Raw genomic sequence first — 19,958 nt, 5'->3', positions numbered from 1 at the left:
CATGCTGTGGACTGTTTGTGGACAGCGTTGTGGAAAAGGGGCGCCAGGCGGCCTGTAAGCCGGGTTCTGTCCACCCCCGGAAACCCGGGGATGGGACGACCATTCCTCTGGGACGCGCCTCGCGGCGCGCCTCACGCGGCCAACCCGGGTGGCGGGGCGGGAACGCCCTTGCGTCACGCGCCCGAAGGCGCGCCGCCGGCCACCCCTATTCGGCCTTGCTCCCGGTGGGGTTTGCCATGCCGCCCCCGTTGCCGGGGGCGCGGTGCGCTCTTGCCGCACCCTTTCACCCTTGCCTGCCGACGCCGAAGCGTGGGCGGGCGGTCTGCTCTCTGTGGCACTGTCCCTGAGCCTCGGGCCGCTTGCGGCGACCCTCTGCCCGCCGGCCGTTGGCCGGCACCGTATTCCCGTGGAGCCCGGACTTTCCTCCAGCCGGGGATCGCTCCCCGGCCAGCGGCCGTCCAGCCACCTGGCGCGGCGCCCTCATGCGCCGGCCACCGCCGCGCGGTCAATGCCGGCGGCGCGGCGAATCGCGGCCGTTACGCGGCGGCGAGCGCGGCGATGGCGGCGAGGCGCGCGAGCGTTCCAGCATCGGCGACTCCATCGACGCGCGCCGGGCGCCAGTGGCGCTGGAAAGCCGCGAGCAGCACCGGCAGCGGCAGGTCGGTGCGGTAGCCGATGGCGGCGAGCAACGCCGGCGCCGCCGCTTCCGCCGGCATCGCGGCGGAGTCGTGCGGCCAGAGGCCCACGCCGTTCGCCGCCAGCCCTTCCCAGTCGAAGAGCTCGCCCGGGTCCTGCTTGCGGTCCGGCGCGATGTCGCTGTGGGCGACGAGGTTGATGGCGGGAATCGGGTGCCGCGCCAGGATCTCGAGGCAGAGGTCGCAGACGGCGGCCATCTGCAGCGCGGGGAAGGGGCGGTAGCCCCAGTCGTGCCCGGGATTGACCACCTCGATGCCGATGCTGCTGGCGTTGAGGCCTGTCCGGCCGCGCCAGTGGGAGATGCCGGCATGCCAGGCGCGCCGCGCCTCCGGCACCAGGCGGAAGACCGTGCCGTCCTCCTCCACGACGTAGTGGGAGGAGACGCGCGCCGCCGGGTCGCGCAGACGGGCGATCGCCTCCTCGCCCGAGCGCATGCCGGTGTAGTGCAGGACGAGCATGTCGATGGGCGTGCCGACCGGCCGGTCGTCCTGGTTCGGGCTGGGAAGGTCGCGGATGCGGAGCGTCAAGGCGTGGGCGATCGTGTTGCGGCCTTGCGCTCGCGCTGGAGGCGGTCCCCACAGCCCGCCTTGGCGGGCGGTGCGTTCCGCTGGCCTGGGACCGCGACGATGCGGTTCACAGGTTGCGTTCGCGCTTGATGAGGTCCCAGGCGGCGTTGATCTCCGCCACCTTGTCGGTCGCGCGCCTGATGAAGTCGGGCGGCACGCCGCGCGCCGCCAGGCTGTCCGGGTGGTTCTCCCGCATCAGCCGGCGCCAGGCCTGCCGCACCTCCTCGTCGCTCGCGGTCTTCGCCACGCCGAGCACCGCATAGGCGTCCGGCCCCACCGGGGCCGTGGGGGCCGAGGCGGAGCGGTACTGCTGCCCCCGCCCGTCCCGCGCCCGTTCCCAGGCCACGGCGTCCAGCCCGAAGCCGAGCTGCACCGCCTGCAGGAAGGCGACCTCCGACTTCGTCATCGGCCCGTCGGCGCGGGCGATCTGGAAGAGGGCCGCCAGCACGTCCTCCAGCATGCCCTTGTTGTCGGCGAAGGCCTCGCCCAGCCGCTCGGCAAAGGGGCGGAAGTCGTCGGCCGAATCGCGGGCCTGGTCGAAGAGCTGGCCGATCTCGCGCAGGTTCTCGGGCGGGATGCGGAACATCCGCTTGAAGGTGTCGATCTCCTCCCGCTTCACCGGCCCGTCGCACTTGGCGAGCTTGGCGGCGAGCACCACGACGGCGATGGCGAAGAGCTGTTCCTTGCTGCCGAGCATCGCGGCGATGTCCGCCGCCTCCCGCACCGAGGAGCGTCCGAACAGCCCGCCCACGCTGCCGCGCGTCGCGCCCTCGTCCGCGGCATGGCCGAGCGCCGCGCCCATGACCGCGCCGAGCGGCCCCCCGGTCATGAAGCCCGCCACCCCGCCGATGATCTTGCCCCAGAGGCTCAATGCCCGGAATCCCTCGTCAATGCTGTCGCCTCGGGCCGAAGGTCCGAGGGCCCGAAGCCTCCATGGCGTCGCTCTGCCCGGCACCCCGAAGCCCAGGGCGGTGTCGCGCCGAACGGCCAGCGTGGCACCGCTCTAGCACGCGGCGGGCGGCACGGGGGAGACACGCTGCGCCTCCGATTCCGTCGGGCGGCCGGTCCCGCTCGCGCCTGGCGGCAGGGCGGGTTCACGCCTGGGCGCAATCCGCCCTAACATCCCGGCCGGGAAGGAAAAAGGGGAAACGCCATGCCGCTCTCGCTGCACCCGCTGCATCCGGTCTTCGCGGCGGAGGCCTCGGGCCTCGACCTGCGCCGGCCCCTCGCCCAGGCGGAGCTGGACGCCATCGTCGATGCCATGGACCGCTACGCCGTGCTGCTGTTCCGCGACCAACCCATGACGGAACAGGAGCAGATCGCCTTCGCCCGCCGGTTCGGGCCGCTCAACCCCGGCCTCAAGCAGATCGGCCGCCAGCAGGAGCGGATGGCCGAGCAGGCGATGATCGACATCTCCAACCTCGGCCCGGACGGCAGGCCGCTGCCGCGGGAGTCGAAGAAGATCCTGAGCGGCCTGGCCAACCAGCTCTGGCATTCCGACAGCAGCTTCCAGGCGCCGGCGGTCTCCTATTCCATGCTGTCGGCGGTGCGACTGCCAAGCTGGGGCGGCGAGACGGAGTTCGCCGATCTCCGCGCCGCCTGGGACGCCCTGCCGGCGCGGCTGCAGCGGCAGGTGGAGGGGCTGGAGGCGGAGCATTACGCGCTGCATTCCCGCATGACCCTGCTGGGCGACACGGACTACACGCCGGAGCAGCAGGCGGCCCTGCCGCCGGTGATCTGGCCGCTGGTGCGGGTGCATCCGGGCAGCGGGCGAAAGGCGCTCTTCGCCGGCATCCATGCGCGGCGGATCCTCGGCATGGGGCTGGCCGAGGGGAAGATGCTGCTGCTGGACCTGCTGGAGCACGCGACCGACAAGGCCTGGCGCTGGACGCACCGGTGGCAGGTCGGCGACCTGCTGATCTGGGACAACCGCTGCACCCTGCACCGCGGGCGGGCCTACGACCTGGACGAAGTCCGGGAATTGCGGCGGACGACCAACAACGAGGTGCCGCGGGAGCAGATGCAGGCGGCGTGAAGGAAGTACCGGGGGAAGGTATTCCCCCGGACCCCCATCTATTTCTCTCAGTTTGCTGTCGCGGCTACAACGTCGCGGCCCCACGCGACGCCGCGTCGTAGAAGCCCGAGAGCGTCCTGAGCAGCGCCGCGACCTCCGACAGGGCCTCCGCCGCCGGCCCGGCCTGGCTGACCGGCTGGGCCAGCAGCCGCTCCCGCAATCCGGCATAGCGGGCGCAGAGCGCCGCGCCCTCCGGCGTGATCGCCACCAGCTTCTCCTTCCCCGCGCGGCTGATCATCACCAGCCCGGCGCCGGCCAGCTTGCGGATGGCATAGGTCGCGATGTGCGCGTCCTCGATCCCGAGCGCGAGCAGGATCTCCGCCTGCCGCTTCGGCCTTCCGCGATGCTGCACCGTATGCAGGATCAGGATCTCTGTGGGCGAGAGGCCTGGAAGGCCGGCCGCCGCCATGCAGCGGACCATCCAGCGCTGGAAGGCATGGCCCGCCAGGATCAGGCCGTATTCCACCTCCGACAGGCCGGGCGAGGCGCCGGCCGCGAGATGCGCCGAGGAGACGATGTGTCCCTTGGGCGGCCCCTCGGCCGGGCGGGATCTGGACGGCATGCTGGTTCCCCCTCGGGTCGCATATTGACAAGATGCCGATAAATCGTCAACGAAGTCTCGGCGATCCGGCCGGGCCTTGCGCCCTTGGTCGGGCATTGCCATCACGCAAGCGGCGGAGGGTGCGATGGGCGGAGCCTGGCAGTTCTGGATCGACCGCGGCGGCACCTTCACCGACATCGTCGCGCGCGACCCCGCGGGGCGCCTCTCCACCGCCAAGCTGCTGTCCGAGAATCCGGAGCGCTACCGTGACGCGGCCGTGGCCGGCATCCGGCAATTCCTCAATCTCTCGCCCGACGCCCCGATTCCGCCAGGCGCGATCGAGGCGGTGAAGATGGGCACCACGGTGGCCACCAACGCCCTGCTCGAGCGCAAGGGCGAGCGGGTGCTGCTGCTGGTCAACCGCGGCTTCGCCGACCTGCTGCGGATTGGCAACCAGGCCCGGCCGCGGCTCTTCGACCTGAATGTCCGCCTGCCGGACCTGCTGCACGAGCGCGTCGCCGAGATCGGCGGCCGGGTGACGGTGGACGGGGAGGAGATCGAGCCGCTAGACGAGGCCGGCGCCCGCGCCGCGCTCGCCGCCGCCCATGCCGATGGCATCCGCGCCGTCGCCATTGCCCTGATGCATGCCTGGGCGCATCCGGCGCATGAGCTTCGCCTCGGCGAGATCGCGCGGGAGGTCGGCTTCTCGCAGGTCAGCCTCTCCCACCAGGCGAGCCCGTTGCCGCGCATCGTCCCGCGCGGCGACACCACGGTGGTGGACGCCTATCTCTCCCCGATCCTGCGGCGCTACGTGGAGCAGGTGGCCGGGGAGTTGCGGCCCGCCGGGCCGGCGGGCGCGGCCGGCGAGGAGCCGGTGCGGCTCTATTTCATGCAGTCGAATGGCGGCCTGGCCGAAGCCGGCAGCTTCCAGGGCAAGGACGCCATCCTGTCGGGCCCCGCCGGCGGCATCGTCGGCGCCGCCCGCACCGCGGCCATGGCCGGCTTCGACCGCATCATCGGCTTCGACATGGGCGGCACCTCGACCGATGTGGCGCTCTATGCCGGCGAGTTCGAGCGGGCCTTCGAGACGCTGGTCGCCGGCGTGCGCATGCGCGCGCCGATGATGGCGATCAACACGGTGGCGGCCGGCGGCGGCTCCATCCTGCATTTCGACGGCGCCCGCTACCGCGTCGGGCCGGACAGCGCCGGCGCGGTGCCGGGGCCGGCCTGCTACCGCCGCGGCGGGCCGCTGACCGTGACCGACGCCAATGTCATGGTCGGCAAGATCCAGCCGAAGCATTTTCCAGGTCTCTTCGGCCCGAATGGCGACGCGCCGCTGGACGCCGAGGTCGTTCGGGAGAAATTCGAGGTCCTGGCGCGGGAGATCGCGGCCGCGACCGGCACGCCGCAGGACCCGCGGGCGGTCGCCGAGGGGTTCCTCCGCGTCGCCGTCGCCAACATGGCGAATGCCATCAAGCAGGTCTCCATCCAGAAGGGCCATGACGTCACGAAATATGCCCTGCAGTGCTTCGGCGGCGCCGGCGGGCAGCATGCCTGCCTCGTCGCCGACGAGCTCGGCATGGAGACGGTCTTCATCCACCCCTTCGCCGGCGTGCTCTCGGCCTATGGGATGGGCCTCGCCGACCAGACGGTGATCCGGGAAGGCGCGGTGGAGGCGCCGCTGACGCCGGCCGGCATGGACGACCTCGCGGCACGGCTGGACGCGCTGGCCGCGGAGGGCCGCGCCGAGCTGCTGAAGCAGGGTGCGCCGGCGGGGCGCATCGCCGCCGCCCGCCGCCTGCACCTGCGCTATGCCGGGACCGACAGCTTCCTGCCCGTGCCCTTCGGCGGCCATGCCGCTGTCCTGGAGGCCTTCACGACGGCCCATCGCCAGCGCTTCGGCTTCGCCACGCCCGAGCGCGAGGTGGTGGTCGAGGCCTGCATCGCCGAGGTGACGGCGGCCGGCGAGGCGGTGGAGGAGGCGACCCTGCCTTCCCGCCCCGCCGGCGAGGCGCCGCAGCCGATCGACGCCGTCCCGCTTTTCACCGGCGGCGAGGCGACGGAATCGCCGGTCTTCGACCGCGACCGGCTGCTGGCCGGCGACCGGCTGGAGGGCCCGGCCCTGATCCGCGAGGCCAATGCCACCACCGTGGTCGAGCCCGGCTGGACCGCCGAGGTCACGCCGCTGAACCACCTGGTGCTCCGCCGCACCACGCCCCGCGCCGCGACGCGGGTGGAGGCGACCGGCAGGCCCGATCCGGTGATGCTCGAGCTCTTCAACAACCTCTTCATGAGCATCGCCGAGCAGACCGGCGCCGTCCTGCAGAACACGTCGCTCAGCGTGAACATCAAGGAGCGGCTCGACTTCTCCTGCGCCATCTTCGATGCCACGGGGGCCCTGGTGGCGAACGCGCCGCATGTCCCGGTGCATCTCGGCGCCATGGGGGAGAGCGTGCGGACGGTGATCCGGCTCCGCGGCACGACGCTGCGCCCCGGCGACGTGGTGGCGCTGAACAACCCCTATAACGGCGGTACCCACCTGCCGGACGTCACCGTCATCACGCCCGTCTTCGATGCCGCGGGGCAGGAGATCCTCTTCTTCGTGGGATCCCGCGGCCACCACGCGGATATCGGCGGCCTGACCCCCGGCTCCACCCCGCCCGTCTCCCGCACCCTGGAGGAGGAGGGCGTCGTCATCGACAACTTCCTCCTCGTCGAGCAGGGGCGCATCCGGGAAGCCGAGTTCCGCGAACTCCTCGCCTCGGCCAAATACCCGGCCCGCTCGCCGGACGTGAACCTCGCCGACATCAAGGCGCAGGTCGCGGCCAACGAGAAGGGCGTGCAGGAGCTGCAGCGTGCCGTCCGCGACTACGGCCTCGACACGGTGCGCGCCTATATGCGGCACGTCATGGACAATGCGGAGGAGAGCGTCCGCCGCGTCCTCGACCGGCTGCAGGACGGCGCCTTCGCGACGACGCTCGACGACGGCACGCCGCTCAGGGTCGCCGTCCGCGTGGATCGTCCGAACCGCCGTGCCGTCATCGACTTCACCGGGACCGGGCCGCAGCGGCCGACCAATTTCAATGCCCCCGCCGCGGTCTGCCGCGCCGTGGTGCTCTACTGCTTCCGCGCCCTGGTGGGGGAGGAGATCCCGCTGAACGACGGCTGCCTCAAGCCGCTCGAGATCGTGGTGCCGCCCGGCACCTTCCTCTCGCCATTGCCCGGCGCTGCCGTGGTCGCCGGCAATACCGAGGTCAGCCAGGTCACCTGCAACGCGCTGCTCGCCGCCCTCGGTGCCTGTGCTTCCGCCCAGGCCACCATGAACAACCTGCTGTTCGGCGACGCGCAGTACCAATATTACGAGACGGTCTGCGGCGGCGTCGGCGCCGGTCCCGGCTTCGACGGCTGGGGCCCGGTGCAGACGCACATGACCAATACCCGCATGACCGATCCGGAGGTGCTGGAGCTGCGCTACCCCGTCCGCCTCGAGGAATTCTCGATCCGCCGCGGCTCGGGCGGCGCCGGACGCTGGCGGGGCGGCGACGGCTCCCGCCGGAGGATCCGCTTCCTCCGCCCGATGACCGCGGTGGTCGTCGCCTCGCGCCGCAACGTCGCGCCGCATGGGCTCGCGGGCGGGCAGGACGGCGCGCCGGGCCGGCAATGGGTCGAGCGCGCCGACGGGCGCGTTGAGCCGATCCCCGGCAATACCGGCAGCGCCGAGCTCGCCGCCGGCGACGCGCTGGTGCTGGAGACGCCAGGCGGCGGCGGCTACGGGGCGGCGTGAGGTTCAAGCGGCGGAACGGCGCCCCGCCGCGCGGGGACGGGGAGGGCAGGGGCGGCGCGGAGCCGCCCGGGGAGGACCGCCATATCCCGGCGCAACCGGCCGCGCCCCGGGCGGCGGCCGGCACGGGGCATGCGACGCCGGCACCCGGCGGCGATCTGCGCGGCATGCGGGGGGCCGGCCCGCCGCCACCGGGCATCCCCGGCCCGCTGCCCGCCGAACCTGCGGCCGGGCGCCGGCGCCGCTGGCTCCTGCCCGTCGCCCTCGCCCTCCTTGCCGCGCTGGTCGCCGCCCTATGGTTCGTCCCGCGGAGGCTGGACTGGGAGTCCTGGCGCCCGCAGCTCGCCGACCTCGCCAGCACCCGCCTCGGCCGCCCGGTCTCGCTCGACGGCCCCATCACCCTGACCTTGCTGCCCCAGCCGCGGGTGGAGGCCGAGGCCGTCACCATCGGCCCGGCCGAGGACGGCGTCACCGTCGCCGCCCGCGCCATGCGCCTCCGCCTCGACCTGCCGGCGCTGCTGGCCGGGCGGCTGGAGCCGCGCGAGATCGCCCTCGTCGGCGGCGACATAACCCTGCCCTGGCCGCCGCTCTCGCTGCCCGGATTCCGCCTCTCGCCCTGGCTCGGCGCGCTGGATGCACGGCTGGAGGATTGCCGCCTCCGCATCGGCGGCCTGCAGGCGGAGGCGGTGAATGCCCGCCTCGTCACCGGCGGCGCGCTGGAGGCGGTGGTCGCCGAGGGGAGCCTCGCCTGGCGCGGCTATGCCATCCGCTACAGCGCGCAGCTCGGCCGCGCCGGCTTCGACGGCGTCGCCCCGCTGGACCTGACGCTGGCCGCCGCCGGCTCCAGCCTCTCCGCCCGCGGCGTCCTCTCGCCCGAGGGCGGGTTCGAGGGGCGGGTGGAGGCCTCGGGCAGCGACCTCGCCGCCCTGCTGCCCGCGCCCGCCGGCCCCTACCGCATCACCGGCCGGCTGACCGCGGCCGCCGACCTGATCGCCGCCGAGGACCTCGCCCTCGACCTCAATGGCCAGCCCGCCCGCGGCGCCGCCACCTTCCGCCTCGCGCCCGCGCCGCGGCTCGACGTCGCGCTCAATGCCGGGCGACTCGACCTCGATGCCTGGCTGGCGGCGCTGCGCGGCGCGCGCGGCTATGCCCTGCCGCAGGCGGTGCCGGTCAGCATCGACCTCTCGGCCGAGGCGACCGGCTTTGCCGGCCTGCCGCTGCGCCGGCTGCGCGGCGGCTTCTTCCTCGAGGGCGACCGGCTCTCGCTCTCGGATCTCTCCGCCGTCCTGCCGGGCGAGACCGCGGTCCAGGTGGACGGCGCGACCGCCGGCCCGCGCATGGAACTCGCGGTCCGCTTCACCGCGCGGACGCTGCGGGAAACGCTGGCGGCGCTCGGCCTGCCGCTGGCCGGCACCGACCCCGCGCGGCTGCGGGTGGCGGAGGGCCGCTTCAAGCTGGCGCTGGAGGGAACCGAGGCAGCCGTCTCCGACCTCGCCGCCACGCTGGACGGCGCGCGGGTGACGGGCGCGGGCGTCTGGCGGCCGGCAGCGGCGGCGGGCGGCAGGCCCTCCCTCGGCCTCGGCCTCACCCTCGACCGGCTGGACCTGAACGGGCTGCTCGGCCCGCTGCCGGATGCCGCCGGCCTCGCCGCCGCGCTCGCCGGCTTCGACCTCAACCTGCGCCTCGCGGCGGAGCGGCTGGCCTGGCGCGACCTGCTCGCGGAGCGGGCGACGCTCGACGCCGCGCTGGAGAATGGCCGGCTGACGCTGCGCCGCCTGGCGCTGCGGACGGGCGAGACGGACCTCGCCGCCTCGGGCGCCCTGCAGCTCGGCCCGCCGCTGCGGCTGCAGGATGTCTCGCTGGAACTGAGCGGCGCCGGCGCGGCGCTGGCCCCGCTGCTGCCCGCGGGCTGGGCCGGCCTCGCGCCGCTGCTGGCCGAGCCGCTGACGCTGCGCCTCTCCGGCAGCGGCGCCGCCGAGGCGCTGGCGCTGCGGCTGGAGGGCGACCTGGGCGCGCTCAGGGCCGAGGCGACGGCGACGCTGGATGCGGTGCAGGCGCGCGGGACCGGCACGCTGACGCTCCGCCATCCCGGCGCGGCGCGCCTGCTGGCGCCGCTGCTGGGTCCGGGGGCCGCCGGCTGGCTCGGGCCCGGCTCCTTCTCGGTCATCGCCAATCTCTCGGGCCAGGGCCGGATGCTGACGGCGGAGCATCTGGACCTCGTCGCCGGCGGCTTCCGCGGGCGCGGCCAGATGACCCTGGCGCGGGAGGGCGCCCGGCCACGCCTGACCGGCCGCTTCGCCGCCGAGACCTTGCCCCTGCCGCTGGTGCCGCTGCGCGGGACGGAGCCGCTGGGGCTCGACCGCCTCGCCGCGCTCGACGCCGAACTGGCGGTCGAGGCGGCGCGGGTCGAGGCGGCAGGCAGCCTGGTGCTGGAGCAGGCCGCGACCGCGCTGAAGCTCTCGGCCGGGACGCTGCGGCTGGAGGGGCTGCAGGCGCGGCTCGGCGGCGGGACGCTGCGCGGCGCACTGGCGGTGGAGGGGATTGCCTCGCCGCCGAACCTCTCGCTCGAGGCCGAGATCGCCGACGCCACCCTCGCCGGCCCCTTGCTCGACCTGCCGCTCGACCTCGGCGCCGGGCGGTTGGAGGGGCGGGCGAGGCTCACCGCGGCGGGCCACAGCCCGGCGGCGCTGCTGGCGACGCTGGCGGGCGAGGCCTCGGTCACCGTGCGGGATGGGGTGCTGGTCGGCCTCGACCTCGCGGCGCTGCAGGCGGCGGCGGGGCTCACCGACCTGCGGCCGGCCGAGGCGGCGCTGCGCAAGGCGCTGGAGGGCGGCGCGACCGCCTTCGAGCGATTGGAGGGAAGGCTGCGCCTGGCCGAGGGGCGGGCGGCGCCGGAGGAGATGCGGCTCGCGACCGAGGGGCATGGCGATGCGGTGGCCGGCGGCGCGGTGGACCTGGCGCGCGGCACGCTCGACCTCCGGATCGGCACCCGCCCGGTGCCGGAGGCGCCGGAGATCGGGTTGCGCCTGACCGGCCCCGCCGCGGCGCCGCGCCGTCTGGCGGAACTGGCGGACTTCCTGCGCTGGCGGGCGGAGCATTGACCCGGGCCCGCGGCGCCGCGCGGCCCTTGCCGGCCCGGCGGGTGTCTGGGCAAAGCCCGTGGGGCCGCGCATCCTGCGCGCCAGAGCCCCGGGAGCATCCATGCCGAGCCGCGAAGCCGCCCTTGCCCGCGCCGCCGCCGTCTTCGACGAGGGCGGGTTCCGATCCCGCCTCGCCGATCTGGTCGCCATTCGCTCGACGGCGCAGGAGCCCGGCTTCGAGGCCGAATTGCACCGCTACCTTGATGCGGCGATCCGGCCCTGGGCCGAGGGCATGGGGTTCTCCGTGGCGATCCACCCCAACCCGGTCGCCGGCTGCGGCCCCATCCTGACCGCGGCGCGCATCGAGGACCCGTCGCGGCCGACGGTGCTGCTCTACGGCCATGGCGACACCGTCCGCGGCCTCGACGAGCAGTGGCGCGCCGGCCTCAAGCCCTGGGAACTCATCGAGGAGGGCGACCGCTGGTATGGCCGCGGCAGCGCCGACAACAAGGGCCAGCACGCGCTCAACCTCGCGGCGCTCGAGGCGGTGCTGGCCGAGCGCGGCGGCCGGCTCGGCTTCAACGTCAGGCTGGTCATCGAGATGGGCGAGGAGCGCGGCTCGCCCGGCCTGCGCGACTTCGTCGCGCGCAACCGCGACCTGCTCGCGGCCGATGTGCTGATCGCCTCCGACGGCCCGCGCGTCGAGCCGGGCATGCCGACCATCGCCACCGGCACCCGCGGCACCTGGCATTGCGACCTCGTCGTGCGGCTGCGCGAGGGCGGGGTGCATTCCGGCCATTGGGGCGGCCTGACCACTGACCCCGCGGTCCGGCTGACCCATGCCCTTGGCAGCATCATGGATGCGCGCGGAAAAATCCTGGTGCGGGACTGGCTGCCGGGGAATGGCGTCCCGGCCGAGGTGCGGGCGGTGCTGCAGGGCTGCCCGGTCGGCGGCGGCGAGGGGGCGGCGAGCATCGACCCCGACTGGGGCGAGCCGGGCCTGACGCCGGCCGAGAAGATCTATGGCTGGAACAGCTTCATCGTCCTCGCCATGACCAGCGGCCGGCCGGAGAACCCGGTGAATGCCGTGGCCCCCGATGCCCGCGCGCATTGCCAGATCCGCTACACCGTGGACAGCGACCCGGAGGGCTTCGGCCCGGCGCTGCGCCGCCACCTGGACGAGCACGGCTTCAAGGATGTGGCGATCGAGAACGGCACCGTCCGCATGGCCGCCAGCCGCACGCCGCCCAACCATCCCTGGGTGCGCTGGGCGCAGGAGAGCATGCAGCAGAGCCTCGGCGAGCGGGTGCAGATCATCCCGAATTCCTCGGGCGGGCTGCCGGGCGACGTCTTCGTCGACCATCTCGGCGTGCCGCTGGTCTGGGTGCCGCACAGCTACAACGGCTGCAAGCAGCACGGGCCGGACGAGCATTTCCTGATCGCGCCGGCGCGGGAGGGTATCCTGGCCTTCGCCGGGATGTGGTGGGACCTGGGGGAAGCCGGGACGCCGAAGGGCTGATGGCCACCGGCTGGTTCGTCACCCATCCCGAGGTCGCCATCGACCCGGCGGTAGCGGTGCCGGACTGGGGCCTCTCGGAGGTCGGGCGGCGGCGCGCGGCGCTGCTCGCGGCGCGGCCCTGGGCGCCGGGCCTCGTCGCGGTCTTCAGCAGCGCCGAGCGCAAGGCGCGCGAGACCGCGGCGCCGCTCGCCGCCCGCCTCGGCCTGCCGGTGCTCGTGCGGGAGGCGCTGGGCGAGAACGACCGCAGCGCCACCGGCTACCTGCCCGGCGCGGAGTTCGAGGCGACCGCCGACCGCTTCTTCGCCCGCCCGGAGGAGAGCATCCGCGGCTGGGAACGCGCCGTGGACGCCCAGGCGCGGATCGCCGCGGCGGTCGCGGCGGCGCTGGCGGAGGCGCCGCCGGGCGACCTCGCCATCATCGCCCATGGCGCCGTCGGCGCCCTGCTGCGCTGCCGCCTGGCGGGCCTCCCCATCTCCCGCGCCGAGGACCAGCCCCCGGGCGGCGGCGGGCACTGCTTCGCCTTCGACCGCAGCGGCCTGCGCCTGCTGACACCCTGGCGGCGCATCGAGGAGGCGTGACGGGCGCCGGTTACGCTTCCTCACCCGACTCCGCCGGCGCCGTCATGGCCTTGTTACAGTCGAGGCGCATCCGGCATGGGCAAGGCCCGTTGGGCAACGACAGGAGGACAAGCCAATGACACCTTTCCGCACGGCGCTGCTCGGCACCGCCCTGCTCGCCGCCGCGGCCGCGCCGGCCCTGGCGCAGCCGGCGCCGGGCCAGGCGGGCCCGGGTCCCCGCGGCGCGGGCGCGATGTTCAACCAGTTCGATACCAACAAGGACGGCCGCGTCACCTGGGACGAGGCCTGGGCCGTCATCCAGCAGCGCTTCAATGCCGCCGATCCCGACCATGACGGCAGCCTGACGCAGCAGGAGATGGCGAAAGCCCGGCTGCGGCCGAACGCCACGCGGCCGGAGGGCGGGCAGGGTCCGCAGCGCGAGCGCATGGTCGGCATGATGTTCCGCGCGCTGGATGCCAACCGCGACGGCGTGGTGACGCTGGAGGAGATCCGGCCCGCGGCCGAGGCGCGCTTCCGCGCCTTCGACGCCAATGGCGACGGCGCCGTGACGCGCGACGAGGTGCCGGCCCCGCCGCGCCGCCAGCATCGTGGGACCGGCGGACAGCCGCCGGCGCAGCAGCCGGGCTGACCGGGCCGCGCAAGCACCCTGGTCAGGCGGGCGCCGACAGGGTGAACTTCCCGGCGGGCGGACCCGGAAACACCGGGCCGCCCGCGTCCAGGGAAGGAAGCCTATGCCCGTCCAACGCCGCGCCGTGCTCGGCGCCTCGCTGCTGGCCACCGCCGGCGCCACGCGCCTCGTCCATGCGCAGACCCGCAGGCCGGAGGAGACGCTCCGCATCGGCCTGCTGCACGACATGTCCGGCCCCTATCGCGACATCGCCGGCCCGACCAGCGTCGTCTGCGCCCGCCAGGCGATCCGCGAGTTCACCGCCGCCCATCCCGGGATCGGCGTCGAACTGCTGGTCGCCGACCACCAGAACAAGTCGGATGTCGGCCTGTCCATCGCCCGGCAGTGGTTCGACCGGGACGGCGTGGACATGGTGCTCGGCGTCAGCAACTCGGCGCTGGCCATCGCCCTCAAATCCGTCGTGGAGTCGAAGGACAAGGCGCATATCAACACCGGCGCCGCGACCTCCGCCCTGACCTCCGAGTATTGCAGCGCCAATTCCATCCACTGGAGCTACGACACCTGGTGCCTGTCGCACGCGACGGGGGAGCCGCTGGTCAGGCTCGGCGCGGATAGCTGGTTCTTCATCACGCCCAACTACGCCTTCGGCCAGATGCTGCAGGCGGACACCACCCATTCGGTCGAGGGCGCGGGCGGCAAGGTGCTCGGCTCCGTCGCCTATCCCTTCCCGGAGACGACCGACTACTCCGCCTTCCTGCTGAAGGCGCAGGCGAGCGGCGCCAAGGCCGTCGCCTTCCTCGGCGCCGGGACGGATTTCGTGAATGCGGTGAAGCAGGCGCAGGAATTCGGCCTGATGAAGGGCGGGCGGCGCTTCGTCGGCCTGACCGGCTACATCAACAGCGTCATGGCGCTCGGCCTGCCCACCGCGCAGGGGCTGACCCAGACAGAAACCTTCTACTGGGACCTCAACCCGCGCACCCGCGCCTTCATGGAGCGGGTGAAGGGGCAACTTCCGGCCAATACCTATCCCTGCCACAACCACGCCGGCGACTATGCCGGGTTGCTGCACTACCTGAAGGCCGCGGCACAGATCGGGGTGGCGAAGGCCAAGGCCTCCGGCCGCGATACGGTGGCGGCGATGAAGGCATTGCCGACGGATGATGATTGCTTCGGGATCGGCGAGATCCGCCGGGATGGCCGCAAGCTGCACCCGACCTATCTCTTCCAGGTCAAGGCGCCGAACGAGAGCCGCAATCCCGGCGATGTCTACAAGGTGCTGGCCGAGACCTCGGCGGAGCGGTCCTTCCGTCCGATCGCGGACGGCGCCTGCGCCATGGCGAAGGCCTGACGGGGGGGCCATCGCCGAACCGCCCATGGCCGGGCCTGACCCGGCCGTGGCGCGCAATGGCAGGTACGCCACCCGGCCACGACCGCGCATGGCACAGGCTGCCGACCAAAAGAAGGGACCGGGGGAAATGGTGGGCGCGACAGGGATTGAACCTGTGACCCTTCGCGTGTGAAGCGAATGCTCTCCCGCTGAGCTACGCGCCCGGGAGGCCGGGAATAGGCGGGGCGGGAGGTGGTGTCAAGCGAAGGCGGCGGTCCGATGTGCGGCGACCGGCCCGTCGCGTCGCCCTCGCCGCCTCGCCGATGTGTGCTTGCGGCGCCGCGGCGGCGCCCGATATGTCTTGGCCATGGCCTCGTCCCGGCGACCCCTTCTGGCCGGCTGCGCCGCCGGGCTCCTCGCCCTGGTGCCAGGCGCGGCATGGGCCGACCCGCTCCTCGCGCGCTACGAGATCCGCTTCGCCGGCCTGCACGTGATGGACGTGGAGGCCGAACTCGATGCCGGCGGCCCGCGCTACCGTATCCTGGCGCGGACCAAGTCCGTCGGGCTCGCCGGCGCGCTCTCCCGTACCGAGACGGTGACCCTGGCCGAAGGCGCCTGGCGCGGAGCGGAGCCGATGCCGCTGCGCTACCGGCTGGAGGGTGTCTGGCGCGGCGAACGGCGGGAGGTGGCGATGGACTGGCTCTCGCCCGGCCAGCCATCGCTGCAACGGCTGGAGCCGGTGGAGCCGGACCGCGAGCCGGTGCCGGAGCCGCTGCGGCGCGGGACGATGGACACGCTCTCGGCCCTGGCGAAGCTGGCCCGCGCCGTCACCCTGACCGGGCGGTGCGAGGGCGCCGCCGCGGTCTATGACGGCCGCCGCCGCAGCGACGTGACCGCCTGGACCGAGGGCGTGCAGCCGCTGCAGCTTGCCGGCGCTTTCACCGGGGAATCGCTGCGCTGCGGCTTCGAAAGCCGGGTGCTGGCCGGCGTGCGGCTCGACCGCGACGCGGAGGAAGTGAGGAAGCCCCAGCGCGCCACCGCCTGGCTGGCGCGGCCGCTGCCGGACCGTCCGGCCATCCCGGTGCGGATCGAGCTGCCCTCGCGCTGGTTGGGCACGGTCCGGGTGACGCTGACCGGTGTCACGCCGCTCCGCTCAGGGCAGGAACTGGCGCAGCACCGGGACTAGCGCCTCCGGCCGGGCCAGGGTGGCGGCAGCACCCTCGGCCATGGCCGGCGTGCCGTAGCCCCAGCCGGCGAAGAGACAGGGCAGGCCCGCGCCGCGCGCCGCCAGCACGTCGTTGCGGTGGTCGCCGATCATGACGGCCCGCGCCGGATCGCCGCCCGCCGCCCGCAGCGTGCCCAGCAGGTGGCCGGGATCGGGCTTGCGCACGGGGAAGCTGTCCCCGCCGCCGACCGCGGCGAAGCGGCCCTCCAGGCCGAGGGCCGCGAGCAGCGCCGCGGTGGCCGCCGCCGGCTTGTTGGTGCAGACCGCGAGCGCCCAGCCTGCCGCCTGAAGCGCCGCCAGCGCCTCCGCGATGCCGGGGAAGAGCACGGTCCGCTCGGCCGCCCGTGCGGTATAGTCGGCGGTGAAGCGGGCGAGGCGGTCCTCGGTGAACTCCAGCCCGCGTGCCGTGGTGGCGCGCTGCACCAGGACCCGCACGCCGTCGCCGATCATCGCCGTGACCTCCGCCCGCGTGAAGGGCGGGCGGCCTTCCGCCGCCATCAGGCGGTCGAGGGCAGCGTGGATGTCGGGCGCGCTGTCGACCAGCGTGCCATCCAGGTCGAAGACGGCAAGGCGGGGCATGGCCCGGCCTACCGCGCCCGGCCGCGTCCTGCAATCCGCGCCGGAGGCACGTGCCTCACCTGAAGGATTGCAGACTCCCAATGACCGGCAATGTATGTTGAACAGCGGCCCCTTGCTTGCGCGGCCTGCGAGAGACTACCGGAGAAGCCATGCCCGTCGCAGCCGTCATCCTCGCCGCCGGCCTTGGCACCCGCATGCGGAGCGCGCTGCCGAAGGCGATGCACCCGGTCGCCGGCCGGCCGATGATCAATCACCTCGTCGCCACCTGCGAGCAGGTCTTCGACCGCATCGTGGTGGTGGTCGGGCCGGGGATGCCGGCGCTGGAGAAGGCCGTAGCGCCGCATGCGACGGTGGTGCAGGCCGAGCGGCTGGGCACCGGCCATGCCGCGCGGATGGCCGCGCCGCTGCTGCGCGATTTCGATGGCGATGTCGCGGTGCTCTATGCCGACAACCCGCTGATCACGCTGCCGACCATCCGCCGGCTGGTCGCCCGTCGCGCCGGGGCAGGCGAGGGGTCCGAGGCGGCGGCGCGGCGGGGTGCCCCGGGCATGGCGCTGCTGGCGATGCGGCCGGCCGATCCCGGTCGCTATGGCCGCGTGGTGCAGGACGAAGCCGGTGACGTCGCGCGCATCGTCGAATGGGCGGATGCGAGCGAGGCGGAGCGGGCGATAGGCCTCTGCAATGCCGGCGTGGTCTGCGCGCCGGCGCAGGACCTCTTCCGCTGGCTGGATGCGGTCGGCAACGACAATGCCAAGGGCGAGTACTACCTGACCGACATCGTCGGCCTCGCCGTCGCGGATGGCCGGCGGGTGGTGGCGGAGGAGGCGGAGGAGGCCGAGCTTGCCGGCGCCAATAGCCGCGCGGAGCTCGCGCTGCTCGAGGCCGGGATGCAGGCGCGGCTGCGCGCGGCCGCCATGGCGGGCGGCGCGACGCTGGTGGCGCCGGAGACGGTGTTCCTCTCCTGGGACACCCGCCTCGGCCAGGACGTGACGATCGGCCCCAACGTCGTGTTCGGTCCGGGTGTCGCGGTGGAGGACGAGGTCGAGATCCGTGCCTTCTCCCACCTCGAGGGCTGCACGGTGCGCAGCGGCGCCATCATTGGCCCCTTCGCCCGGCTGCGGCCGGGGACGGAAGTGGGGCGCGGGGCGCATGTGGGGAATTTCGTCGAGCTGAAGGCGGCGACCCTGGCCGAGGGCGCCAAGGCCAACCACCTGACCTATCTGGGCGACGTGACGGTCGGCGCCGGTGCCAACATCGGCGCCGGGACGATCACCTGCAATTACGACGGCCTGCACAAGCACCGGACCGAGATCGGTGCCGGCGCCTTCATCGGCAGCGACACCGCCCTGGTCGCGCCGGTGCGCGTCGGCGACCGCGCGCTGGTCGCGGCCGGCAGCGTGATCACCGAGGACGTGCCGGACGACGCGCTGGCGGTCGCCCGCGGGCGGCAGGCGACGAAGCCCGGCCGGGGCTTCAAGGGCAAGAAGAAGGACGCTTCCTGATGTGCGGCATCGTAGGGGTCGTGGGCAAGGCCGAGGCGGCGCCGCTGCTGCTGGAGGCGCTGCGCCGGCTGGAATACCGCGGCTATGACAGCGCGGGCATCGCCACGCTGGTCGACGGCCATATCGACCGCCGCCGCGCCGAGGGCAAGCTCGGCAACCTGGCTGCCGCGCTGGAGCGCGAGCCGCTGACCGGCACCACCGGCATCGGCCATACCCGCTGGGCGACGCATGGCGCGCCGACCGAGCGCAACGCGCACCCGCACAGCACGCGCCGCGTCAGCGTGGTGCACAACGGCATCATCGAGAACCATGCCGAGCTGCGCGCCGAGCTGGAGGCGAAGGGTGCGGTCTTCGAGACCGAGACCGATACCGAGACCTTTGTCCGCCTGGTCGACGATTATCTCGCGCATGGCCTCGCCCCGCAGGAGGCCTTCGCCGCCGCCCTGAAGCGCGTGCACGGCGCCTTCGCCCTCGCCGCCATCTTCTCCGGCCATGCGAAGCTGCTGATGTGCGCCCGGCAGGGCGCGCCTCTCGCCATCGGCTTCGGGGAGGGCGAGATGTTCGTCGGCTCCGACGCGCTGGCCCTCGCCCCGCTGACCCGCCGCATCGCCTATCTCGAGGAGGGCGACTGGGCGGTGGTGGACGGGGAGGGCGCGCATTTCTTCGACGCCGCGCACAACCCGGTCGAGCGCAAGGTGGTGGTCACCGCCGTCTCCGGCGCCGCGGTGGGCAAGGGCAACTACCGCCACTTCATGGAGAAGGAGCTGCACGAGCACCCGGCGGTGCTCGGCGACACGCTGCGGCAGTACCTCGACCCGAAGACGCTGGAGGTGCGGCTGCCGCGGCTGCCTTTCGATGCCACGCGCGTGCCGCGGCTGACCATCTCCGCCTGCGGCAGCGCCTTCATCGCCGGCCAGGTCGGCCGCTACTGGATCGAGCAGCTCGCCCGCTTGCCGGTGGATGCCGATGTCGCCTCGGAATTCCGCTACCGCGACCCGCCGCTGCCCGAGGGCGGCGCCGCCATCCTCGTCAGCCAGTCCGGCGAGACCGCCGATACCATGGCGGCGCTGCGGCTGCTGAAGGAGGGCGGGCAGAAAGTCCTCTCGGTGGTGAACGTGCCCGAGAGCTCCATGGCGCGGGAGAGCGACGGCGCGGTGCTGACCGTGGCGGGTCCCGAGATCGGCGTCGCCTCCACCAAGGCCTTCACGGCGCAGCTCGCGGTGCTCGCCTGCCTCGCCATCGGCTTCGGCCGGCAGCGGCGGGAGCTGACGACGCTCGACGAGGGGCGGCTGACGCAGTCGCTGCTCGAGGTGCCGAGCCACGCCGCGGCGGTCCTCGAGCAGGACGCGCAGATCCGCGAGCTGGCGGCCGAGGTCGCCAAGGCGCGGGACGTGCTCTTCCTCGGCCGCGGCAGCCTCTACCCGATCGCGCTCGAGGGCGCGCTGAAGCTGAAGGAGATCAGCTACATCCATGCCGAGGGCTATGCCGCCGGCGAGATGAAGCACGGCCCCATCGCGCTGATCGACAACAACGTCCCCGTCATCGCGCTCTGCCCCAGCGGGCCGCTCTTCGAGAAGACGGCGAGCAACCTGCAGGAAGCGGCGGCGCGCGGCGGCCGGATCATGGCCTTCACCGATGCCGATGGCGTCGGGCCGCTGTCGCGCTTCGCCGAGCGGGTGATCGAGCTGCCGAAGGTCGGCGCCTTCCCGACCCCGATCCTCTACGCCATCCCGGTCCAGCTCCTGGCCTACCACGTGGCCGTGCTGAAGGGGACCGATGTGGACCAGCCCCGCAACCTGGCGAAGAGCGTGACGGTCGAATAGCGCGGCAGGCGCGGCGCCGGTCCCCTGTGAGTTTGTAAT

14 protein-coding genes, 1 tRNA gene and 1 other RNA gene are annotated in these 19,958 nt (G+C 73.7%); 10 read left to right on the top strand and 6 right to left on the bottom strand.

Going from position 1 to position 19,958, the window contains the following annotated elements; genetic code table 11:
* Positions 1-39 precede the first annotated feature (39 nt).
* From rnpB to Q7A36_RS23015, 3 genes are all read right to left on the bottom strand, one after another.
* Positions 40-470: RNase P RNA component class A (rnpB, locus tag Q7A36_RS23025), an RNA gene on the bottom strand.
* 66 nt (positions 471-536) lie between these two features.
* Entirely contained in the window at positions 537-1,223 is a 687-nt protein-coding gene (locus Q7A36_RS23020) for an N-acetylmuramoyl-L-alanine amidase (RefSeq protein ID WP_370655697.1), read from the bottom strand.
* Between the two features lie 106 nt (positions 1,224-1,329).
* Positions 1,330-2,133: a TerB family tellurite resistance protein gene (locus Q7A36_RS23015; protein ID WP_305106101.1), complete on the bottom strand. Its 804-nt coding sequence runs from the start codon at positions 2,131-2,133 to the stop codon at positions 1,330-1,332.
* 282 nt (positions 2,134-2,415) lie between these two features.
* On the opposite strand from Q7A36_RS23015, the gene Q7A36_RS23010 reads away from it, so the two are divergent.
* Positions 2,416-3,297, top strand: a complete 882-nt coding sequence (locus tag Q7A36_RS23010; protein WP_305106100.1) for a TauD/TfdA dioxygenase family protein — start codon at positions 2,416-2,418, stop codon at positions 3,295-3,297.
* Positions 3,298-3,361: 64 nt separating this feature from the next.
* Here the strand turns inward: Q7A36_RS23010 and Q7A36_RS23005 are convergent, their stop codons facing one another.
* Positions 3,362-3,898, bottom strand: coding sequence for a winged helix DNA-binding protein (locus tag Q7A36_RS23005; protein WP_305106099.1), 537 nt, complete (start codon positions 3,896-3,898; stop codon positions 3,362-3,364).
* 124 nt (positions 3,899-4,022) lie between these two features.
* Here Q7A36_RS23005 and Q7A36_RS23000 point away from each other — a divergent pair, with 124 nt between their 5' ends.
* The 6 genes from Q7A36_RS23000 to Q7A36_RS22975 all read left to right on the top strand — a co-directional run bounded on the left by Q7A36_RS23000 (position 4,023) and on the right by Q7A36_RS22975 (position 14,811).
* On the top strand, positions 4,023-7,661 hold the full coding sequence (locus Q7A36_RS23000) for a hydantoinase B/oxoprolinase family protein (protein ID WP_305106098.1): 3,639 nt from the start codon (positions 4,023-4,025) through the stop codon (positions 7,659-7,661).
* The gene (locus tag Q7A36_RS22995; protein WP_305106097.1) at positions 7,658-10,759 is read left to right on the top strand and encodes an AsmA family protein; all 3,102 of its coding nucleotides are present in this window, start codon (positions 7,658-7,660) and stop codon (positions 10,757-10,759) included. The genes Q7A36_RS23000 and Q7A36_RS22995 overlap by 4 nt, the downstream gene beginning before the upstream one ends.
* 100 nt (positions 10,760-10,859) lie before the next feature.
* Positions 10,860-12,257 carry a M20/M25/M40 family metallo-hydrolase gene (locus Q7A36_RS22990; protein ID WP_305106096.1) on the top strand — a complete coding sequence of 466 codons (1,398 nt, stop codon included), beginning with the start codon at positions 10,860-10,862 and terminating at the stop codon, positions 12,255-12,257.
* Positions 12,257-12,835 carry a histidine phosphatase family protein gene (locus Q7A36_RS22985; RefSeq protein ID WP_305106095.1) on the top strand — a complete coding sequence of 193 codons (579 nt, stop codon included), beginning with the start codon at positions 12,257-12,259 and terminating at the stop codon, positions 12,833-12,835. Before Q7A36_RS22990 ends, Q7A36_RS22985 begins: the two co-directional genes overlap by 1 nt.
* A gap of 115 nt (positions 12,836-12,950) precedes the next feature.
* A complete protein-coding gene (locus tag Q7A36_RS22980; RefSeq protein WP_305106094.1) occupies positions 12,951-13,463 on the top strand; it encodes an EF-hand domain-containing protein in 513 nt (170 codons plus the stop codon).
* Positions 13,464-13,566: 103 nt separating this feature from the next.
* Entirely contained in the window at positions 13,567-14,811 is a 1,245-nt protein-coding gene (locus Q7A36_RS22975) for an ABC transporter substrate-binding protein (RefSeq protein WP_305106093.1), read from the top strand.
* 128 nt (positions 14,812-14,939) lie between these two features.
* Here Q7A36_RS22975 and Q7A36_RS22970 read toward each other — a convergent pair.
* Positions 14,940-15,014 (bottom strand) — tRNA-Val (locus Q7A36_RS22970).
* 143 nt (positions 15,015-15,157) lie between these two features.
* On the opposite strand from Q7A36_RS22970, the gene Q7A36_RS22965 reads away from it, so the two are divergent.
* Positions 15,158-15,976 (top strand): DUF3108 domain-containing protein, encoded by an 819-nt coding sequence (locus tag Q7A36_RS22965; protein ID WP_305106092.1) that lies wholly within the window; start codon positions 15,158-15,160, stop codon positions 15,974-15,976.
* Here the strand turns inward: Q7A36_RS22965 and gph are convergent.
* On the bottom strand, positions 15,944-16,594 hold the full coding sequence (gph, locus tag Q7A36_RS22960) for a phosphoglycolate phosphatase (RefSeq protein ID WP_305106091.1): 651 nt from the start codon (positions 16,592-16,594) through the stop codon (positions 15,944-15,946). The genes Q7A36_RS22965 and gph overlap by 33 nt on opposite strands.
* Before the next feature lie 149 nt (positions 16,595-16,743).
* Between gph and glmU the strand changes: the two genes are divergently transcribed.
* Positions 16,744-18,096 carry a bifunctional UDP-N-acetylglucosamine diphosphorylase/glucosamine-1-phosphate N-acetyltransferase GlmU gene (gene glmU / locus Q7A36_RS22955; protein ID WP_305106090.1) on the top strand — a complete coding sequence of 451 codons (1,353 nt, stop codon included), beginning with the start codon at positions 16,744-16,746 and terminating at the stop codon, positions 18,094-18,096.
* Entirely contained in the window at positions 18,096-19,919 is a 1,824-nt protein-coding gene (gene glmS / locus Q7A36_RS22950; RefSeq protein ID WP_305106089.1) for a glutamine--fructose-6-phosphate transaminase (isomerizing), read from the top strand. The genes glmU and glmS overlap by 1 nt, the downstream gene beginning before the upstream one ends.
* Positions 19,920-19,958 lie beyond the last annotated feature (39 nt).

It is taken from the genome of Paracraurococcus lichenis, assembly GCF_030657435.1.
In the GTDB taxonomy this organism is placed as follows: Bacteria; Pseudomonadota; Alphaproteobacteria; order Acetobacterales; family Acetobacteraceae; genus Paracraurococcus; species Paracraurococcus lichenis.
Note: the sequence above shows the minus strand (reverse complement) of the source record. Positions and strands in the feature narration are given on the sequence as shown.